The organism is Luteolibacter algae (genome assembly GCF_042683045.1).
In the GTDB taxonomy this organism is placed as follows: domain Bacteria; phylum Verrucomicrobiota; class Verrucomicrobiia; order Verrucomicrobiales; family Akkermansiaceae; genus Luteolibacter; species Luteolibacter algae.
On sequence record NZ_JBHUIT010000002.1, the window covers coordinates 151,454 to 172,196 of the forward strand.

A 20,743-nucleotide genomic window follows, 5' to 3' on the forward strand; every position below is an offset into this window, starting at 1 on the left:
TCTACTCCGGGATTCCGGAATTTTTCCGTTTCTTATCAGGAACGGGATCGTAGCCATGTGTGCCCCACGGATGGCAGCGCAATAGGCGCCTCAATGTGAGCCAGCTACCCCGGACTGCCCCGTGGATTCTGATCGCTTCGATGCCATAGTGGCTACAGGTCGGATCATGCCGGCAGACCCCGTGGCCACCACTCGCCATTCTCAACCAAGGTGAAATAGCGAGCTGGTAGAAGCGGATCAGCTTTGTCAAAAGCCAAGACACGGGATTCGGGATTTAGCGGAAAAGGAGCACAGGCACCTGGCACGTGCGGATGAGTGTTGTCGTAGTGCTTCCGAGCAGCATCTGGCGGACGCGGGAGTGCCCGTAGGCACCCATCACCAATAGATCGCTGGCGGTATCCTTTACTTTGGAGGAAATCAACTCATCGGGATCTCCGGGCAGCAGCTCTGCGGTTAAAGAAAAGCCGGAGCCTCTTAATGCATCCACTGCCGTATCCAGAGAACGGGAGATTTCGGAATCCGGCTTTCCGATTGCCAGGATATGGCATTCCGCATCTTTCAATAGTGGCTGTGTGCCCAGGAAATGCACCGCCTTCAAAGCGCTCGGCCCACCATCAAAAGCGATGAGAAACCGTTTTACCGGACGGAATTCCCGCGCGGCGACCAGGACGGGAATATTTACCGTGCGGACTACCCGCTCCAGATTGCTACCTAGATGACCCTTGGCAAAATCCGCATGCTCGCCTCTTTTTCCGATGACTACCAGATCCACTTCCTTCTCGAACCCGACGACAGAGTCCACCAGAGAACCGTGCTCATGACTCGTCATGACCGTATACCCCTCCAGCTGCCTTCCCGCATCTTCCAAAATTGCTTTGCCGCGCAACCGGGCCACCCGGGCATGGGATTCGTCCAGACGCGCTAGTTCTTCCAAAAGCTCCGCATTGGCATGGAACCCGATGTTCCCGCTCAGGTCATGATTGGCAGGTGTTTCATCACGCTCGATGACATGCAGGACCCGGATTGAGCCACCCAGGCGGGAAGCAGCCCATGCGGCATGTTGATAAATGCTTGGCGCGTAGAGGGAGCCATCGGTGCAGGCGAGAATATTGGGCATGATAATAGCGGATTGGGAAAAAATTGGGGACGGAGGGTTTTTCAGTGATCAAGCATACGCTCAAGAGCGCCCGGCTTATCGTGCGTGCCGAGCTTGCCGACAATGGTAGCACTTGCTTCGTTCATACCAAGGATTTCCACTTCAGTGCCTTCACGACGGTATTTCAGAACCACTTTGTCGAGAGCGCCGACCGATGTCAGATCCCAGAAATGCGCATGGGAAACGTCGATCACAATCTTCGAGAGCACCTCCTTGAAGTCGAAGGCAGCTGCGAAAGTATCGGCGGAGGCGAAGAAAATTTGCCCGCGGACCGTGTAGGTCCGGGTATCGCCGGAGAGCTCGCTGGAGATCCCGAAGACCTGCGATACCTTATGTGCGAAGAAAATGCCGCTGAGGAGAACTCCCACACCCACGCCAATCGCAAGGTTGTGTGTGCCGACCACGGTGCCGACTGTTGCAAGCATCACAATGCTGGTCATTTTCGGCTGGATCTTGAGGTTTTTGAAGGTCGCCCAATTGAACGTTCCGATGGAAACCATGATCATCACCGCCACCAGAGCCGCCATCGGGATGTTTCCGACCTGGGTATTCATGACAAGCAACAGGACAAGCAGCACAACCCCTGAGGTAAGCGTGGAGAGCCTCCCGCGTCCGCCGGATTTCACGTTGATGACAGACTGGCCGATCATCGCACAGCCGGCAATGCCACCGAAGAGACTCGACGCGATGTTTGCGATACCTTGACCGCGGGCTTCCTTGTTTTTATCACTGGGCGTATCGGTGAACTCATCCAGGATCTGGGCGGTCATCAGAGATTCCAGAAGTCCGACCACTGAGAAGCTCAGGGATACCGGAAGAATGATCCAAAGCGTTTCCAGGGTGAGAGGAAGGAGCTTCCAGTTCTCGAAATCAAGATACGGCAAACCGGTCGGGAGAATGCCGAGGTCTTTCACCCGGCGGACATCCATTTCGAAAAAATTCGCGATGATGGAAATTACGATGATCGCAATCAACGGGGAAGGGACTGCTTTCGTGATGAGAGGGAAGAGATAAATGATCGCCAGACCTCCGGCAACCAGCGGAAAGGTAATCCACGCCCCCATACTCCCCGCGAGAAGAAGCTCCTGCGCCTGGGTAATCATATAAAGGATCGCCAGAGCATTGACGAAGCCAGTCATCACGGAGGCCGAAACAAACCGCATAACGCCCGCCACATTCACAAACCCCAGAATGAGCTGGATGACGCCTGTGAGCATTGATGCCGCCAACAAGTAGGAGAGCCCGTGTTCGCTCACCAGATTTCCCACCAGAAGTGCAATCGCTCCGGTGGAAGCGGAGATCATCGCGGGCCGCCCGCCGACGAAAGCAATGGTAACGGCGATCACCACCGAGGCGTAAAGGCAAACCTGCGGATCAACCTTTGCGATGACAGAGAAAGCGATCGATTCCGGAATCAGGGCGAGAGCAACTACGAGACCCGCAAGAAGATCAGCGCGGATATTCGAAAACCATGAGGCAGGGAGACGTGTGAACATAAAATGACGAAGGTAAAAGGAAGGCGACCCAGAGAGGAAAGCGCGCACCCTTTGGGCTACAGCCTCGAAGAGCAAGCGATTTTTATGCCGAAGGCACGGGGTTGACCCGCAGGCGGGAGGTTGCTAGCTTCCGCGCCCGCCATGAGTGCCGCCCCTAATTACAAAGATACGCTGACCCTTCCGCAGACGAGTTTTCCGATGCGCGGAGACCTTGTGAAAAACGAGCCTCAGCGCCTCGATATTTGGGAGAAATCCGGTTTGTATCAAAAAATTGTCTCCGCTCGCAAAGCCGCTGGAGCTCCGGATTTCATCCTTCACGACGGCCCTCCTTTCGCCAACGGCGATGTTCACATGGGCACCGCTCTCAATAAATTGCTGAAGGACATGGTCGTGAAATCCAAGACCATGGCCGGATTCCATGCCCCTTTCGTCCCTGGCTGGGACTGCCACGGCCTGCCGATCGAATTCAAAGTGGTGAAACAAGCCGCAGGTCTTGAGCCAGGAGAAATCCGCCGCCGCTGCACGGAATTTGCCGCCGGTTTCATCGATATCCAGCGCAAATCCTTCCGCCGCCTGGGAGTTTTCGGAGACTGGGAAAACCCTTATCTCACGATGGATCCTGCCTATGAGGCAAACATCCTCCGGGTTTTCGCAAAACTGGTGGAAAACGGCGCGATCTATCAATCAAAGAAGCCAGTCCAATGGTCCTACGGCGCCCAAACCGCACTCGCCGAGGCGGAAGTGGAATACGCGGATAAAACCAGCCCCGCCATCTTCGTGAAGTTCCCCATCGTCTCCGGGCAGTATGCGGGAAAAGCCAATATGGCGATCTGGACGACGACTCCGTGGACCCTGCCCGCCAACCTCGGCATCGCCCTACATCCGGAGTTCACTTATCTCATCGGAAAGTTCTCCAATGGAGAAAACGAAGAAAACTTTGTCATCGTGCGAGAGCTCCTGGAAACTTTTGCGGAGAAAACCGGCTACGCCCTGAAGGAAACACTCTCGGAAGTCAAAGGCAGGGATCTCGAAGGCGCTGAAGCGCAGCACCCTTTCCTCCCCCGCACCTCCAAGGTAATCCTGGCCAATTTCGTCACGACAGATACAGGAACAGGCGCCGTTCACATCGCTCCCGGTCACGGCGCGGACGACTATGTCGCAGGCCAGCAGAACGGGCTTGGCGTGCTATCCCCGGTGGACGATGAAGGTCATTTCACCGAAGAAGTCGGACTGCCGGAGCTGATCGGGAAACACGTTTTCAAATCCAACAACCGCATTATCGAAATACTTTCGGAAAGCGAGCACCTCCTCGGACAGGAAGAATACCGCCACTCTTATCCACATTGCTGGCGCTCCAAAACGCCGATCATCTTCCGTGCCGTGGAGCAGTTCTTTATCTCGCTCGACAATCTCCGTGGCGAGGCACTGACCGAGATCGATAAGGCAAAATGGATGCCCGCCTGGGGCAGGAACCGGATTTATGGAACCGTCGAATCCCGCCCGGACTGGTGCATCTCACGCCAGCGCACATGGGGCGTGCCACTTCCGGTTTTCTTCGATGCTGATAACAAGGCGGTCCTCTCTGCGGAGCTCGCCCTGAAAGTCGCCGATCTCGTGGAAAAAGAAGGAACCAATGTCTGGTTTGAGACTCCGGACGAAGAACTCACGGCAAAGCTCGGCCTTCCTTCGGGATTGAAAAAAGGCAAGGACACTCTGGATGTCTGGATTGATTCCGGCTGTTCCCATGCCGCCGTGCTCGATACCCATCCAGAGCTCCATTCTCCCGCCGATCTATATCTGGAGGCGACCGATCAGCACCGTGGCTGGTTCCAGAGCTCCCTGATGCTCTCTACCGCTTTCCGAGGTCACGCTCCATACAAGACAGTGATGACCCACGGCTTCGTGGTCGATAAGGACAAGAAGAAGCTCTCAAAATCAGAAGCGGAAAAAGCGGGTAAGCCGATCGATGCTGCCCACTTCTACAACCAATACGGCGCGGATATCGTCCGGCTTTGGGCGTCCAGCGTGGATTGGCAGAATGAGGTCCCCTTTGGTGAGGAACTTTTCAAACAGGTTGCGGAGCCATATCGCCGCCTGCGCAACACGCTGCGTATTCTTCTGGGAAATCTGGACGGCTTTTCTCCGGATAGCTCCGCATCCTACCAATACACCTTACTTGATACATGGATTCTCGAAAGACTCCACGAGGTGGTCAATGAATGCACCAAAGCCTACGAAGCCTTCGAATTCCGCAAGGTATTCAACGCGATCAATCAATTCTGCACTGCGGATCTTTCCGCGATCTATGTCGATGCATTGAAAGACCGCATGTATTGTGATGCGCCGGACTCCCCTCGCCGCCTGGCATCCCAAGCAGCGATGCACGAGGTATTCAGCAGCATTTCCCGTCTACTTGCACCGATCCTCGCTTACACCGCGGACGAGGCCTGGGAACACGCGGCCTTCACTGAAGGAAGTGTGCACGAACAGGATTTCCCCGTCGCCAACCCGGCATTTGCACCGGGACAGGTCAGCAAGGACGTGGAGCGCCTCTTCCAGATCAAAGCAGTGATGCAAGGCGCGATCGAAGCGAAAATCCAGGCCAAGGAATTCACCCGTAACAATGAAGCCGCTGTCGAACTAACGCTTCCCTCCGCGGATGCCAACCTCCTGGAGAAGCTCAACGATAGGGATTTCGCCACAGAGTTTTTCATCATCGCGGAGCTGGCTGTGAAAGAAGGCGAAGAACTCAGTGCGACAGCAGAAAAGACCGGGCTTCCGCTTTGCCCACGTTGTCGCAAGCACGAGCCTGTCCTGGAATCGGGTCTCTGCCAACGTTGTGACGATGTGATCTCGAAGTAGTCTGGATCGCCTTTCCTAGAGAAATCTATAAATAGAGAAAGCCGTGCAGTGGATCCACCGCACGGCTTTTTTTTGAGAAACGATCAATCGGACGGGCTACTTCCTTCTACGCCGTGCGAGAAGGCCAAGCGAGCCGAGTCCGACCAGACAAAGACTGCTAGGCTCTGGAACGGAAACCGAAACATTATCGATCAAAATTTGATTGGCTGGATTACCAGCAGTCGAGCTCAGCCAGAAATTGAATCCTGAAATTCCAGTGGAACCTGCCGTCCCGCCAAGATTCATCGCCGCATCGTTGAGCTTGTTTGTGCCATTGACAAAAACATCGACCGTCCCGGTGGCGAGAGTGGATGAAATCGAGCCAAAATCATACGAAAAGGAGCCTCCGCTCAGGTTCGCGACGATATCGAAGTGCACTACTTGATCGAAATTGAAATCCGTGCCTTCCTGAAGACCGGTGGTGTTTCCGATGTCGATATAGCGCAGACTGGAAGATGTATTGCTACCTACGGTTCCGTTTACGTCCCCTTCAGCGACGATTCGCAGATATCCATCGGCAGTCCAGTCGCCCGTGCCGAAATAGGCATCGAACGATAACATCGCCACACCCGCCAGAGGATCGGGTTGAGTATTGCCCAGGAAGTTGAATCCGCCGGAGGTGCGGGAATATTGGTAATATTTATTGCCTGCTCCGAAGGCCGAAGAGGTGTTCTGGATAGAACCTACGGAGGTATTAGACGCAGCGGAATCAGTCCATGGCACACCTGTCGCTGTGTTCAATGTATTGATTGCCGCGCCCACCGTGCCGCCCTCAAAGTTCTCCGTATAGATCGGAACTAGGCTAACCGCACTTGCGGATTGGGAAATAACGAAACACACACCGAGTGAGAGCAGGGCTCCTTTTGCTTTTGTTTTCATAATTTTTTGAAATATTTGGCTAATTTGATATATCTCCAAACAGGCCATACACTATCAGTCCCCAAGACACGGAAACATCGTCATTCTTATTAAAAACTTGTCTGATATTATCCTTGGGAGAGCGGAAGTCCCAGCTGGGCAATCTCGCTTCCGGCGCATAGCACTTCACTGGCACCGGATTTCTCAAAACGGTTTACTCCACAATTTCTCGAAGGATGAGCTGCCCCGGATAAATCGCTGGCTTGACGAAAGGCACGGGACGGGACGATGTTTAGAACATGGCATGGAGGCTAGACGATGCAATTGAGCACGGGTTGATCGACAACACTGTGGAAGGCATCACCACAGGCAAAATCTGGTTGGCGGGCCGGGACGAGCCGCTAATCCTATCACTGAATGGAGATTGCTGGCGGGATCTTGCCGGAAGTGTTTTGGAGTTTGAAAATCCCACCCCTAGGTTCAGCGCCGAGGCCAATGCGCTGGATACCGAGCAGACTGGAATCATCGGCGATATAACTGCTTCGCGAAAAGCGCGGATTCCTTCCATCTCCGATGCCGAAATATCAGAATACCACCGTAGCGGAAAGGAAGTCCCCTGCCAGTGGCGAAACACGCTATATCTGGAATGGTTCAGTGAGATCAACGGCAGAGTCCTGGTCGAGGCAGTCGGCTACAAGATGGAAGTTTCCGAGCGGGAATGGGACATGGATGAGGATGCGGAAGAGGCTCAGAAACTCGCCAATCTCAGCACGATGCGGGACTTCATGGCTCAGGTCATCAGCCGAATGACGCCGGAGGATGACGGGCCAAACCCTGGTTCCACAACGGTGAAAGGCGAGCTCAACGAGTTCGAATGGGAAGAACGACTGAAGGAGTCTGACAGGCTCACTGATGCGTATCAGGAAGTTTTGGAGAAATATTTGGAAGATCCGGATAGCGAACAGAAAGAAGCCTTTGTGATGGGATGGGACGCCCTGCTCGGGGCAATGGCGGAGCGCGATGAAAATGGCGAGGATTTCGATGCGGAGTTTGAATTCGAGGAAACTGATTTCTCCAACGACTGGCAATCTGCTGACGATGACGAAGAGGTGGATGACAGCTGGCTGGAGGAATCCCATCCTTTGCAAATCAAAGCCCGCGAAGTCGCAATCAGAGCCTTCGATATTGTAAGTCGTGACGAGGATCCTGAAAGCCCTTCCCAGCGGCTCGTTTCGAATGTCATGCAAGTAAGCGCGAAGCTTGCCGGAGTGCTCCATGGGCGCGGCAGCGGCTACGAGCCGGAGGCAGGCTTTACCCTGGCAGTCCTCAAGCGCTGCCTTAACTGGATCAATGAGGCGGTAGGTGCTTGCAACGACCTCACGGAAGATGAATCGGATAGCGATCAACTGGCGGCATTGAATCATCTGAAAGCAGACATTTTCGAGATCCGGGACGGCATTATCGTGCTCCGTAAAGAGCTAAAGCAAAGTTGACAACTCCTGTCGGCCACAGACATTCTTTCCCTATGAAACTGATTCTACTCAGCATCGCTGTCATTACTGCTTTCACCTCATGCAACACCACCATCGGTCTTGGCCGGGATATGCGGATCTTGGGAGAGAATATGGAAAAATCCGCAGAACAGCAATACAGTGGCGGATCCGCGGACACATCCGGTGCGCCCGTTTACTAACAAACAGCTTCAATAGCCACGCCAGAAAGCCAATGCGCAGATCAGCGTGGCCAAGCCATACGCCAGGCCTCCGAAGGAAAGTATACGCCAGCGAGACTGATCCGCTGTAGCCCAGGTGACCGCATCACGGAAAAGGTATGGCATCCCTACCCAAAAAAGTGATTTCGTAAGTAACGCGTAGGCAAATATCGGGATCAGAAGACGGCTCGCGGGATCTTTGAGAAAAGCTGAAGCGAGCAACGGCGCGGCAACCATCAGACCGAGCAAGCCAAGCGCTCTTACCGCAAGGAAATCTCGCACGCTAATCGAGACTGCGACCAATGCCGCTGGCACGAGCAGACGCAGAAGCGGCTTGGCATTGTTGAACTCGCCGAGATCCATTTGCAATGCGCTTAGCTTACCCATGTTATCGGGAGCCACCAGCAACCAGAACCATGCGAGTCCGATACCGAGGATGATCTGACCCGCCAAAGGATTCCGGGGAAACTTTTTCAGCCATCCCTGGACGAGCGCCGGACGGGCGATCATCAGTGCGTGCGAGCCAATGAGCCAAAGGGCTAGAATGATGCCGGCGGTGAAGAGCGGAATCTGCTCATAAGGGTGACGTGCGTCCATGCGGCACAGGGATTAGAGCCGGAGAGCACGTTATTCAAGCGGTATCTACTTTCCGGTTTATTTGAAACCCTTCGTTTCTCCCATCCTCCGGCGGCTCTTTGGCTTTCATTCGCCCTCCGGTTTATTTGAAACCCTTCGTTTCTCCCATCCTCCGGCGGCTCTTTGGCTTTCATTCGCCCTCCGGTTTCCGGAATTGTGCGGCCTGCACCTCCGCCTGGGCCTTCCAGCGAGGCTTTGTCTTTTCACTCTCCGGCGCCGGCCAACCTTCGCGCTGGGAGCCGCGCACTCCGTCCTCGGATTCGGTCTGATCATGGAAAAGATGAACCCGGGTATCATAGGGCATATCGATTTTCGCTTCATCCAGGGCTTTTTTCACAGCCATGATAACTCTTGAATGAGTGTGTGAGACATTCGTCCTCCGGCTATCGGTCCACCAACGGCCCCGCACCGTTACCCAGCTGGCGGCAAGATCCCATGGCAGAGCCTCCGGCTCGGGATCGCTTTCGACACCCTCTACGGAAAGCAGAGTTTTCCTTATCACCTCGCATGCTCGCTCCACGTCGTCCCCGTAGCCAATGCCGATATCGTATTCCGAGCGTCGTTTCTCATGCGCTGTGCGGACGAGAACCGCGTTCGTGTAAATATCGCTGTTTGGCACGACGATGCGCTGCCCGTCATAGGTTTTGATAATCGTCGCACGGGTCTCTATGCGCTCCACGGTGCCCTCGTGGCCATTCACGGAAATCTGATCGTTCACCTGAAACGGCTGGCGTAGCAAAATCAACAAACCGGCGAGCCAGTTTTGTAGAATATCCTTGAAGGCAAAGCCGATTGCCACGGAGCTCACACCCAATCCGGCAATAAGATCCCCGGGCTTCAGTGAAGGAATCACAATCGTCGCACAGAGCAAAAAGCCGACGACGAGGATCATCCATTTCAAAAGCCCCCCAAGCACCTCTCCTAGATTCTCCCGATCGTGCCTGTCGAACTGCTTGTGGACAATGGATTTTACCAGCCTCGCCACGAACCAGAGAATCGCGAACAATACCAACGCCACAATGAGATTTGGCAGCAACCGCATAAATCCATCCAGCCAGCTATCCACTCTCTCCAACGCACTTCCGGGATTTAAATCGATTTTCTGGGGAACATCTTTTGGAGGCGGAGGGGTCTGGGCAAGCATTCGCCAGTATACCCCGATTTCATCAAAGCCTCAAACTCTCAGTCCCTGATCACTCCGGGAGCGTAAAAACTTCTGAAAGTCTTCAGGGTCCTGCTTTGTCCTTGCCCATGGCAAATTTACAGTTTGCCAGATCACAGAAGAGAGATAAATCGGGGTTGTCGTGATGGCCTCCCGTAGGTAGGATTTCAAACCGTCCTCACTCCACACCAAACTTCCAATTCAGACAAACTCCATGGGCATTTTCAGTAAACCCCTTCTCCGTAGCCAGCAAAAGCGCGATGACATGCCCGAGGGCCTGTGGTCGAAATGCCCGGACTGCGGGGCGATGGTTCATACCCTTGAGCTAAAGCAGAACCTACAGGTCTGCCCGAATTGCTCCCACCACTTTCTTCTCGATTCAATGGACAGGGTGTTCCTCCTCGCGGATCCGGGAACCTTTGAGGAAACCGAGGCAGAGCTCTTCTCCGCCAATCCACTGGCCTTCAAGGGTTATGAGGAAAAGATCCAGGGCCTTCGCAACAAAACGAAGATGAATGATGCCGTCGTTACCGGGAAACTCAGCATTGCCGGAAAGCCAGCCATGATTGCCGTGATGGATTTCAAGTTCTTCGCTGGCTCCATGGGCTCTGTGGTAGGGGAAAAAATCACCCGCGCGATCGAAACCGCCATCGCGGAAAAACGCGGAATGATTATTGTCTCCGCCTCCTCTGGTGCGCGGATGCAGGAAGGCATGCTTTCCCTCATGCAGATGGCGAAGACCTGCGGCGCACTTGCAAGGTTAGCAGAAGCGAATCTTCCATATATTTCAGTGCTCACCCATCCCACCACGGGTGGCGTCACAGCCTCCTTCGCGACCATCGGTGACATCAATATCGCGGAGCCGAAATGCATGATTGGTTTTGCAGGACCTCGTGTGGTCAAGGAAACCACTCACCAGAATCTGCCACCAGGCTTCCAGACCGCGGAATTCATGCTGGAGCACGGCCTTATCGACGCCATCGTGCCAAGGCATCAAATGCGTGACCGCCTTGGCAAGTTGCTCAATTTCATGATGAAATAAGAGCGTCCGGCGCAAGACAGGTTTCTCTACAAAAACAGCCCGCTGGATTCCAGCGGGCTGTTTCATTTTAGATGATGCCGGTTTCCCGGTGAAAGATTCCCTTTTGTGGATCACTGGACGCTCTCTGCGAGGCCCGTCTCTTCGATCCATTTTTTCCCTTCCGGAGAGTCCCGGAAAAGCACCACGGGAACATTACGCGTGCCTACACGAGTGCCGCGACGCACTTCCTTGCGCGTAATGATGATGAGCTCATCACATTGACTGAAAGCATAGGGAATATTGCCGCTCGACATGGAGAACATCCCTTGCAAATCCAACTCCGCCATCGCTTGAAGACAGTTTTGGATACGCTCACCGGAAAGCTTCGAGAAAGCCTCATCAATGGGCACCAGGGCAAGAGATGGCTCCTTGCGGCGGGTTTCATGACGGTTGTAGGCATGTAGATAACTTGCAAGAATCGCGACGAAATAGGGGCTCTGGTTCTCACCGCCGCTCATTTTTCCACTTTGTTTATCGACGCTGACATGCTTCCCGTCCGGATCACGGACATCGGTGACAAGGAGGTCGTAATCGAAATACTGCCGGTAATCCAAGAGCCTTGCAGCTTCCGGGCTATTGGCATTTTTCACCAGTGTTGTCAGGAAAAGCTCAAGGGCATCCTTCAGCTCTCCATCCATATGGGAGTAGAAAAGCTCATCCTCGTGATGGAGAGAATTCAGATCGATCAGAGAGCGGTAGATATTGAAATCAGGATTCGGGCGGCGATCAATCTTGTATCGGTCGTGGCCGATCGGTCGCTTGAGCTGCTGATTGAGAAGCGAGATGATGTTCTCCACATTCTTGATCGCCTGCTGCATGCGGCTGAGCACCTGGGTGCGGAAAAGCGACTCCCAACGTTTCCGCTCATTGGCGGATTTTTTCTCAAATTTCGGAATATCCGCATCCTCGATAAGTGCCAGAATCCGCTCGTAAGGTGCGGTATCCGTGCCGTCCTCGGGAAGGTCATCAAACTTCGGATGGAAGGTTTTTTTGAACTCCATCATCGCCACCTTGAGATCACCGATGGTTTGGGTGGCCATCAATTCAGCCGCTGCCGCCGCCTTGGAGAACTCCCTGGCACGGACATCCGCCGCAGGAGTGTATTCCTCCGCCTCCGCTTTCCAGGCCACATAGCGCTCATGGTGCTTATGGATATCGATTCGCAGCTTCGCCCGGGAAAATTCATCTTCCCGGCGGGAAGCATCTTCCGTGCGTGCTTTGAGTTCTTCCTCCGCCTGCTTGATTTCCTTGTGACCGCCTTTCCGGAGAATCTCTTTCTCCTCCACCGCCCACGAGGCCATTTGCTCTTTGAGTATATCGATTTTCTCCTCCAATGAGGCAAGCTCATCGGTGGAAATCGCGTGCAGCTGGGCCATGAGCTCTTCCTGATCCGCTTGCTTGCGGGGTAGGTCTTCCACCCGGATCAATTCCCGCGAAACTTCCGAGTGATCTGGAATCGCCTGCTCGCGGGCAGCCAGCAAGCGCTCGACTTCCCGCTCCAGCGGCTCCAGCCGGCGGAGCTTTGCGTCTATCTTGTCCAGGCGCGCGCGCTTGATTTCCAGCTGACGTTTCAAGCCGTTTTCACCGATGAACGGAACTCCATCGTAGGGGAAAGGACGGGAGATGATTCCGCCGCGTTTCATCAATCCATCGGCACGAATCGCAAACGGAGCTTCCGACATCCCATCAAGATCATCGGCACGTAGAATATGGCCAAACTCCCGATCGATATACGCACGGGCGATAGGATCGCTGGTTTCAAAGATATCCGCGAAGGAGTTTTTGATCCGATCGGTCTTTCCTGAAAGCAACTGATCCGGATCCACCAGGCTCTGTGGGCCGGCTTCGGCCATGTCACGCTCGCTGATCTGATCCAGGATTTTCGCCGCTTGTTCCTGATGCTGCGGCGGCACCACGACCGCGAATTTTTCAGAAAATGAAACCTCGGCCGCCGGACGCCAAGTTTCGTCTTTGATCTCGCAGAGCTCGCGCAAGGCACGCGGCTCGGCCTCCCCCGGAAGCTGCGGTAGCGCCTCGCGCAATGCGGTGAGGAATGGTTGTGAAACCGGTGGCAGGCCACGTCTCAAAGACTCGATCTGGCTTTCCAATTTCGTTCTTTCCTCACGCAAGTCCCGTAAATCCTCAGAGTCCTCGCGGAAACGATCGCGCAGCTGTCGGCAGAGCTTGTCTGCGGCATCCGCAAGCATGGAAAGACTGTGGGAGGTTTCCTCGCGTTCACAGGAATCGAGCACTCCGATTGCCTCTTCCATTGCCGTTGTGAAAACTTTCGGCTCCACCGGTGCTTTCGCCATTTCCTCTATCCAGCTCCGCGCGGACTTCAAACGCGCGGAAATACCGCTTTCGATCCTGCTGGCAATCGCCCGCAGCCGATCGATGTCTTCCTCCAGCTTACGCGTGCGCACGGCAAGATCGTTGTAAAGCCGCCCTTCGCTGGACTCGTTGAGCAATGCGCTGAGCTGGTCGCGCTGGGCTTCGGCATTTCCCAGAAGGCCGGAAAGCTCTTGGAGGCGGGCCTCGTCTTCCGCGAATTCATCCTGCAGCCGCTGCAGGTGTGCGCTGTGCTGCTCCACGGTTTCCTGGGCATGGCTATGGTGATTTTCGGCAGCGAGATAGCTCGCCACTTCTCCATCCCGCTGTGCCTCATGCAAGGTGGAGGCAAGCTTTCTAATCACCAGCAATCGATCCAGCTGGGCGCGCAATTCCCGTAGCTCCCGCTCGTAGGACTCGAAGTCGCGAAAGCTCGAAATCACATCATCGACAGGCACAGCCTCGCCCGGCAGAACGAATTGACGGCAGAAATCATCGAAGCTTTTTAGATTGGTGAACGACATCGCGCTCGGCAACAGGCGCTCGAGAACTTCTTTGTTGAAATTCAAGTGACTCGCATTCGCCATATCGCGGAGATACTCGCGGGAGGAGGTAAAGAGCCGACCGCCCCTGGACTCAATCATTGCCTTGAACTCCGCCAGGGAACTGGTGCGGAGCTTCCCGTCCTCCGGAGAGACCGAGAGGAAATCTTCGCGCTCAAGCGGCGCAGGGCAATAGAACGGAGTGTTGAAGCCGTCATTTTCCGAGCTATTGCGGAACTCGAAGCGAATCCCCCATGTCTCAATCCTGCGCCCGCCTGTATCATCCACTGAGCCTTCCGGCCATGTGAACTCTCCGCCAATATAGGTGGTAACCCCTTTGTCGTGAAAGTATTGTGGCTGTCCGTTTTCCTCCCGCTTTGTATCCAGCAGGCAGTAGCCTTTGATCGTCCGGTCACTGCGGCTACCTGTCGCACTGCGATTGAAATGGTGGCGGGCGCGTTCCGGCCCGACGAGAACCAGCATCAACAAATCCATAAGAATGGACTTTCCGGATCCTGTCACCCCGGCCAGCACAAGATTACCTTTTACCGGCAGGGAGTCACGATAACCATACCAGTTAAGCGCATGGATTTTAGTAAGTTGAATCGCGCGGCTCATACATTTTCCTCCTCATTTTCTTCATCTGAAATCGCTGCCGGAATATCCTCTGCCGGAGGCGATGCTATTCCCATATCCGCTGGTTCTTCATCCCCTGCGGCGCCCTCGGAAGTATCCGTGGGATCGGCATCAAGCTGCTCCGTGCTGAATTCCGCTGCGGATTCCGTCCATTCGGCAAGATCGCGAAACGGAACAATCCGGCGGATAGCCGGAAGAACCTCGATCCCGGATTGATCAAACGGTTCCGCATGTTCAAAGCGGATGAGATTGAAGCGTGCCGCTTGCCGGAGGATCTCCCGCATTCTACTCCGTGGAATCACTCCCAGACTATCGGGAAGTAGCTGATCCTGGATCAGCCCGTTGAGCTCGGCCACCGTTAGCAATGCTTGGTCCTGGCCTTCATCGCGCCAGCAGACATCGCCGGCATACCACAGCGCCAGCCATACAATCGTTGCATCCTTCTGCATCCGCAGCCGTAGCGCACCTGATTGTGGAATCGCCTGGATCAAACGCTCCTCATGAACCAGAAGAACATCCAGGCCAGCGAGGGCGGCAGCCTCTTTCACCCAATCAAAATATTGGCGGCACCAGTGGTAAAGCGCAGAGCGGGTCGTCCCCAGTCCACTGATGGATCCGGTGGAAAGCAGCTCTTGCAATGCTTCGCCCAGGCGGGCGCGCTCAGCATCTGGAATAGCGATCAAACCCTCCTGCTGCGGAGCTTCTAGCGTATGGGAATATTCTTCAGTCAAAGCGGATCGGGTTACTTTTATGGAAAATCGGGAATGCCCTCCGGTGAGGTGGCACGTGTCTTGAAGTCATACGCGCCAACCCCCGCCGCTTGCAAGCTTCTCCAGCCCCCATCAGCCCAAAACACCAAATCGGGTCACGGAATAAAAAAACCTCCAGCGTTTCCGCTGGAGGCCATGATCATGAAGCAAGTTTTCCACCAACAAAATTAGCGGCGGCGGCGACGCAGAGCGAGCATCCCAACACCTCCGAGCGTCAATACCGCGCTAGATGGCTCAGGAACCACGGAGAGCGAGACATTGTCTACCAGACTGCCGACAGCAGTCGTGCTGGCAGAGGCCGCCCCCATGTTGAGGCGGACACCGATATATTGGAATTTGCTGATATCGTTGTTTGCCTCGAGATATGCACTGAGATCAATGTTGGTAGAGAACGTTGTGTTCACTCCAGCGGTTCCAGTGAATACTCCGAAGTCGGCATTGTTATAGTTTCCGGTTCCGGACGAACCATCCAGGAGATCTACGACTGTGCCATTCAATCCGCCGACTCCGTTACTGCTACCATTGATAAATCTGAACATATCATCGTCTGCGGAAGGTGCGCTCGATCCACGCCACGCAACGATCTGATAATTCAGATTCAATTCTGTGCCGGTGGCTGTCGCGGATGGCACCCAATCCAGCTGGAACTTCAAAGAGGAGCCTGTTTCCGATCCGATGGAATTGATCTGAGCAAAAGCAAAGTTTCCATTTGATCCGGCTTTGGTTGCCGTGCCCGTCGTTCCGTCAATCGTCCAACCGCCCTTGAAAATCCATCCCTGGTCGACATCTCTGAATTCAGCGGTGTTGGTATCCACTCCGGTTCCACTTTTCGAGGATGTGGCAGTTGAGAAGTCGCCATTGACGATCAAGGCACCATTGGCAAATGAGGTAGCGAGTAATGCCACGGCCGGGAAAAGCAGCGACATACTGAGTGACTTAGTTTTATTAGTTGTCAGGAGGTTAGCATTTGAATCTCAATCAGTTGGAATCCACATCGACCGGGAAGAAATAAAATCCCCTGCCATGTATTTATTCCAATCGATTAGCTCAAACGGTAGCCTTTTCCAGACATCAGAATAGAGAGCTTTCCGTAAATTACATACGATATATTCACCGTCAAAACCACTTCAAATCCATTGCCGGTTTCTATGGAAATTCCATAAAACGGTTTAGCCAAATACGAAGTCGTGCCGCAGAATTTCTGCTACTTTTTGATAATCGAAAAGCGCTCGACCTTGCAGCCTTCCAGGGAATCCAGCGGAGGAGATGCGTCCTCCGAGAGGATACGCTCCGGTTCCAGGCGGTAACGCGCCTCTGCGGACTCCGCATGCAAGAGCAGTGAAATGAGATCGGTAAAACCACCTTCCCCCGTGATATCGAGATCCGCACTCTGGATACGGTCCCCTTTGGTGCCTTCCAAAGACTTCACAAAGGAGTTTGCCCGCTGGATGGAAAGGGAATCGCGCAAGGCCTTGCCCATACCGCTTAGACCAGCCTCCCGGTCGCCTTCCTCCGCGGAGTCTTCGAAGGCATCTTGCTCAATCGGAGCGCGGCGGGCAGGTGGATTGTAAAGGGAATCGAGCCCAGCCGGGAGTTTTACCGAAGGAACGCGGAATTCCGGAAGATCCGGAAGCTCAGATGCACTCTGGGTGATACGTTTTCCAGTAAGAAGACGGTTGAGCACCTCGAAGGTTGCTTTGATCTCCGTGCGTCGCTCACCGCTGACATCCTGGAGATATCGGAATCTGGAGAGTGAACGCCGGGTGAAATCCGCAGTCCGGCGGTCGATCTCATCCGCCATCGGCAACACGCGCTCTACCAGCGATATAAGCTCGTCGAGAGAGTTCAAAACCGTTGCACGGGCCAGGGAGGATGTGATCTCAGGATGACGGCGGAGGACCTCGGTTTGCATTTCCGCCAATGCGTCGGCATCCGCCATCAATCGCTCACTGATACGTCGGACAGCCTCCGGCAGACGCAGCGGCAGCCGGGCACGAACCATCTCCGCATAACAAGCGTGCGAAACCTGCTCGGAGTAATCATCGAAAACAACCTCCAGATTGCCTCGCAGGGTTTCCTCTTCGAGCTGGCGGCGTGTAAAGCGCTGGACGGACTTCTGCATTGCGCGGAGTTCATTCAGGCCCTCGCGGACGTTTGCCAGGCAGCTCTCCACCATTTGCCACGGCCGCTCCGTCAGTTCGGTTTCGTCATTCAACATCCCACAGACGGCGACCAGCTTGTCGGTGAAAACCGCCGCCTCGGGCCACGCAATTTTCCGCAGGGCGGTAATCAGCGTGGCGCCATGGGCGTCAAAATGGATCATACGCCTCCAGTCGCGGCGCGGCGGCTCATCAAGCCAATGATTTTTCAGGAGAAAATCCAGCAAGGCCCTGGCCTTTTCCCTGGGTTGTGATTGGCCGTCCGTTTCCCCCGCTTCCGTCTCGTGAACCTCATCTTCCAGGACGAAATCCGGATGACGCTCAAGGGTCTCGATAATCAGTAGAATCACCTCTTCACGCGACATTCCATCCGGTCGGTCCGAGGACTCCTGCTCGAGCGCACTAAGAACATCGATATAAAACGATGCATTGCCACCGGTGAGAACCCGGAAAAATCCGGCTCCCCGGGTTTCACGGAACAAAGCTGTGGAAAGGTTTTCGGTCATTTTATCTACGCAGGCCTAATACGGGCCCATCCTCCATTGCTCTCTGCTGAAGTCGATATCGTAATACTTCGTTTCCGCATCGGCGGCGGGCTCATCCATCAGGCGATAACGCCACGGGGCGTAATCATTTTTTTTCAGATAGTCGACATGGATTGCGCAGATACGGGCCCGCCAGGTCGGGATGGGGCCGGCTTCGTAACCGATGACAAAGCTATCCTGGTAGGTAAGAAACATCAGCACGTGACCATTTTTTAGGAGAATATCCCCCTTCCGGAGCTCGCCCCAGCCCACTGGCTCGCAAATACCGGGCAAATCCTTTGTGGAAACATGCCGGTCCAGCCCCCAGCAGCGCGAAACGAAGCCTGAGCAATCAATCCCGACACTCTCCTCACTCACCACGGCGTTATCATTGCGCACTTTATAGCTATTGGCCACATCGCCGGCTTTTTTACCGGCCTTCAAGCCCGCCAAAAAACTCTCCGGAGTATCGAATCCACCCCACTTGTAGGCCATCCCGGTGGCTGGTTTCCCCGGCTGCCACCAGCCGCGTTTATCATCGGTATGCGCGGACAGGGATTTGTCCGGAGTGTGAACGATAATCCCTTTCGAGTCTTTACCGTGGCGGATATGGCGCGCCTCCGGCATCCACTCCAGCTCAGCATAGCTTTTGGCGACAAGAACCGCATCTTCCGGGCTCCTCTTCTGTGGTGCGCAGGAGACAAGGCATGCCCCCGCGATGGCAATCAGCGAAAAAAATCTCATCTTACAGGAAAAACCTTATTCAATCCCCCGCAATGCTTTTTGCTCGTCGATCCACTTGCGATCTTTGCGGGAGAGCTTGGACTCGTGGGTCTTGTAGCGCTCCCCGCCGGGCTCGATCAATACGAGAGTGCCTTTGGAATAGGATACCAGCTTCGCAAACACCTTGCGGCCGCCTTTCCCTTCCCAATCACGGTATCCTTTATCTTCCAGCCCCTTGCGCCAGCTCTTGTAGGCCGTGGAGGAAGCCACTTCCCCCTGCTTGATGAGCCCCCAGAAATAATCCGCCTCGCCGCGTTTGTAGCCACGGTAACGTCCGATGACTTCTCCGCTTGGATTGAGCATCAGCACAAAAGGATGCCCCAGAACTTTGTAACGCTTCTTCAAGCGCTTTACATAATCCTTCATCTCGACTTGCCGGTTGACCTTTTCATCCAATGAAAGATCCGGATCATCTACGGATACATTCGAGTCGATACGGAGCCGGACAACCTTATCCTCCGCCCATTTGCCGAATTCTTTGGTCGCGAACAGCTCGGCGCTCAACGCCTTACACATCGGGCTGCGTGCGGAATCCGTAAACCAGATAAGGATAGGCTTCCCCTCCCGTGCGGCCGTCTGTCGGGCGATGGTGATGCTTTCCTCCCAGGGACCTTTTTTTGGTGCCGCCATGAGAGACTCAAGCTCTGGAATGCCTGCATCCGGATTATCGGGATCCGTGAAAACGATATCTTCCTGGGGAGTTACGGCAATAGGGTTGGTCTTCGCATTGCCGCCGGGAATGATGGCTGTGCCTCCGTCAGTGCCGGAGCTGGCGCGCAAAGCCGGGGGAATACCTGTCGGGCCAAACGGCTCCGGCTTTTTCTCGTCATTTTTCGCACAGGCAGCAAGCAATACGCCCGTCGCTCCCGCGAGCATGAGTTTTCCGGAAATCGACATATTTTACTTTTTCAAACGCACAGGCGTTCCGCAAGAGGAACATCGGAACCAGCTGAAGAGCAGCAGGTGGAGGCTCAGCGGAACGACGTAGCCCATGCCCAGCAAGCTATGTGCCTTCACGTGCTTCAGCGCCGCCTTGTGAACGAAGAGCTTCTGGGTGCATATCCTGCACTTCCCTGTGAATCCCCAGATAAAATATAAAAGGCCGAGAACCGGTAGAGCCACCGGGAAAACGAGAATCCACTTCGGCACCCACGTGATCGTTTCCGGCATCTGGTCGGAAAGCAGAAGCAGGATCGCCGAGATAATGGCCAGCGGTAAATCGATGATCAGCAGCAAGCTCGCCACCGCGCCAAAACGCAGGCTCCACGGATGCGTGTGAAGCACTCCGCGGATGTATCGCCGGGAGTTGGGATCTTTCCCCCGATTGGTCTTCTCGCGCGGCGCACGGATCAATGCCACCCGATCTTCCTCGTGCCCGGATTTCGAGACCGGAACGCGCACTGCGGGCGAGGCAATCGCGCTCATGGGTTTTACCTGGGTAGGATCAAAAGGGCGTTTCGCGCCTGGTCTGAGGCGCTCCGCTTTGGATTTCGAGGCATTGACAACCAGCGGCTCTTTTTCCACGCCATCGCTATCAGCGATCCGCACATCAAGATCCCCTGAATATCGGTTGAGCAGAATGCCCGCAGGCACATCGGAAACCTTCAGATTCTGTTCCATCATTTTTTTTCCAGGCATGGGCACGGCATACGGAGCTTCCGCCAGCATTGCCGCGACTTCTGCGTTCCCCTCGTAATTGACCGGCTCCTGATCGCTTTTCTCCACTTTCCGCGGAGCCCTCGCAGGTGCCGGAGCTGCCACCACCTCCCCGCCACCGGTCAATGTGCCTGCGGCGGAAATCCATTCCGCGACCTCCGCCCGGCCCGGCGTGTGTTCCGTAATCTCCAGCACCTCATTTGCCTTCTCCAGCTCAGAGACCAGAAAATCGGTATCCTGCTTCGCTAAATTCTCTGCGTTGCGGATACCTACAGCCTCCAAAAGCTCTAGCGACGAAGGATCGATTCCGGAAATTTCATTCAGGGTTGGCATAGGGTTTTTAG

General features: G+C 54.7%; 17 protein-coding genes. 4 read left to right on the top strand and 13 right to left on the bottom strand.

From position 1 onward, the window contains the following. Position 1: 1 nt before the first annotated feature. From yidD to ACFSSA_RS01980, 3 genes are read right to left on the bottom strand one after another with little or no spacing between them, the layout of a single operon-like run. Positions 2 to 262 (bottom strand): membrane protein insertion efficiency factor YidD, encoded by a 261-nt coding sequence (gene yidD, locus ACFSSA_RS01970; RefSeq protein WP_386818090.1) that lies wholly within the window; start codon positions 260 to 262, stop codon positions 2 to 4. 12 nt (positions 263 to 274) lie between these two features. Beyond that, entirely contained in the window at positions 275 to 1,117 is an 843-nt protein-coding gene (locus ACFSSA_RS01975; protein ID WP_386818091.1) for a universal stress protein, read from the bottom strand. Positions 1,118 to 1,158: 41 nt separating this feature from the next. Continuing rightward, positions 1,159 to 2,652, bottom strand: a complete 1,494-nt coding sequence (locus ACFSSA_RS01980; protein WP_386818092.1) for a SulP family inorganic anion transporter — start codon at positions 2,650 to 2,652, stop codon at positions 1,159 to 1,161. 141 nt (positions 2,653 to 2,793) lie between these two features. On the opposite strand from ACFSSA_RS01980, the gene ileS reads away from it, so the two are divergent. Next, on the top strand, positions 2,794 to 5,514 hold the full coding sequence (gene ileS, locus ACFSSA_RS01985; protein ID WP_386818093.1) for an isoleucine--tRNA ligase: 2,721 nt from the start codon (positions 2,794 to 2,796) through the stop codon (positions 5,512 to 5,514). A 96-nt stretch (positions 5,515 to 5,610) separates the two neighbouring features. Here ileS and ACFSSA_RS01990 read toward each other — a convergent pair whose 3' ends face one another. Beyond that, complete coding sequence (locus tag ACFSSA_RS01990; protein WP_386818094.1) at positions 5,611 to 6,432, bottom strand: PEP-CTERM sorting domain-containing protein; 822 nt, start codon at positions 6,430 to 6,432, stop codon at positions 5,611 to 5,613. Between the two features lie 278 nt (positions 6,433 to 6,710). Between ACFSSA_RS01990 and ACFSSA_RS01995 the strand changes: the two genes are divergently transcribed. Both ACFSSA_RS01995 and ACFSSA_RS02000 read left to right on the top strand, forming a co-directional pair. Further along, the gene (locus ACFSSA_RS01995; protein ID WP_386818095.1) at positions 6,711 to 7,904 is read left to right on the top strand and encodes a hypothetical protein; all 1,194 of its coding nucleotides are present in this window, start codon (positions 6,711 to 6,713) and stop codon (positions 7,902 to 7,904) included. Positions 7,905 to 7,936: 32 nt separating this feature from the next. Continuing rightward, positions 7,937 to 8,104: a hypothetical protein gene (locus ACFSSA_RS02000; protein ID WP_386818096.1), complete on the top strand. Its 168-nt coding sequence runs from the start codon at positions 7,937 to 7,939 to the stop codon at positions 8,102 to 8,104. 9 nt (positions 8,105 to 8,113) lie between these two features. Here the strand turns inward: ACFSSA_RS02000 and ACFSSA_RS02005 are convergent, their stop codons facing one another. Both ACFSSA_RS02005 and ACFSSA_RS02010 read right to left on the bottom strand, forming a co-directional pair. Further along, positions 8,114 to 8,719 carry a hypothetical protein gene (locus ACFSSA_RS02005; protein ID WP_386818097.1) on the bottom strand — a complete coding sequence of 202 codons (606 nt, stop codon included), beginning with the start codon at positions 8,717 to 8,719 and terminating at the stop codon, positions 8,114 to 8,116. Positions 8,720 to 8,888: 169 nt separating this feature from the next. Continuing rightward, positions 8,889 to 9,902, bottom strand: a complete 1,014-nt coding sequence (locus tag ACFSSA_RS02010) for a mechanosensitive ion channel family protein (protein ID WP_386818098.1) — start codon at positions 9,900 to 9,902, stop codon at positions 8,889 to 8,891. Between the two features lie 232 nt (positions 9,903 to 10,134). Here ACFSSA_RS02010 and accD point away from each other — a divergent pair, with 232 nt between their 5' ends. Continuing rightward, complete coding sequence (gene accD / locus ACFSSA_RS02015; protein WP_386818099.1) at positions 10,135 to 10,962, top strand: acetyl-CoA carboxylase, carboxyltransferase subunit beta; 828 nt, start codon at positions 10,135 to 10,137, stop codon at positions 10,960 to 10,962. A 110-nt stretch (positions 10,963 to 11,072) separates the two neighbouring features. Here the strand turns inward: accD and ACFSSA_RS02020 are convergent, their stop codons facing one another. From ACFSSA_RS02020 to ACFSSA_RS02050, 7 genes are all read right to left on the bottom strand, one after another. Beyond that, positions 11,073 to 14,489 (bottom strand): SbcC/MukB-like Walker B domain-containing protein, encoded by a 3,417-nt coding sequence (locus ACFSSA_RS02020; protein ID WP_386818100.1) that lies wholly within the window; start codon positions 14,487 to 14,489, stop codon positions 11,073 to 11,075. Then, entirely contained in the window at positions 14,486 to 15,238 is a 753-nt protein-coding gene (locus tag ACFSSA_RS02025; protein WP_386818101.1) for a DUF4194 domain-containing protein, read from the bottom strand. The genes ACFSSA_RS02020 and ACFSSA_RS02025 overlap by 4 nt, the downstream gene beginning before the upstream one ends. 206 nt (positions 15,239 to 15,444) lie before the next feature. Beyond that, positions 15,445 to 16,203 carry a PEP-CTERM sorting domain-containing protein gene (locus ACFSSA_RS02030; protein WP_386818102.1) on the bottom strand — a complete coding sequence of 253 codons (759 nt, stop codon included), beginning with the start codon at positions 16,201 to 16,203 and terminating at the stop codon, positions 15,445 to 15,447. Positions 16,204 to 16,481: 278 nt separating this feature from the next. Further along, complete coding sequence (locus ACFSSA_RS02035) at positions 16,482 to 17,942, bottom strand: Wadjet anti-phage system protein JetA family protein (protein ID WP_386818103.1); 1,461 nt, start codon at positions 17,940 to 17,942, stop codon at positions 16,482 to 16,484. Positions 17,943 to 17,957: 15 nt separating this feature from the next. Further along, a complete protein-coding gene (locus ACFSSA_RS02040) occupies positions 17,958 to 18,704 on the bottom strand; it encodes an NlpC/P60 family protein (protein WP_386818104.1) in 747 nt (248 codons plus the stop codon). A 15-nt stretch (positions 18,705 to 18,719) separates the two neighbouring features. Continuing rightward, entirely contained in the window at positions 18,720 to 19,640 is a 921-nt protein-coding gene (locus tag ACFSSA_RS02045) for a thioredoxin fold domain-containing protein (RefSeq protein WP_386818105.1), read from the bottom strand. A gap of 3 nt (positions 19,641 to 19,643) precedes the next feature. Continuing rightward, positions 19,644 to 20,732 carry a DUF4332 domain-containing protein gene (locus tag ACFSSA_RS02050; protein ID WP_386818106.1) on the bottom strand — a complete coding sequence of 363 codons (1,089 nt, stop codon included), beginning with the start codon at positions 20,730 to 20,732 and terminating at the stop codon, positions 19,644 to 19,646. Between the last annotated feature and the right edge of the window lie 11 nt (positions 20,733 to 20,743).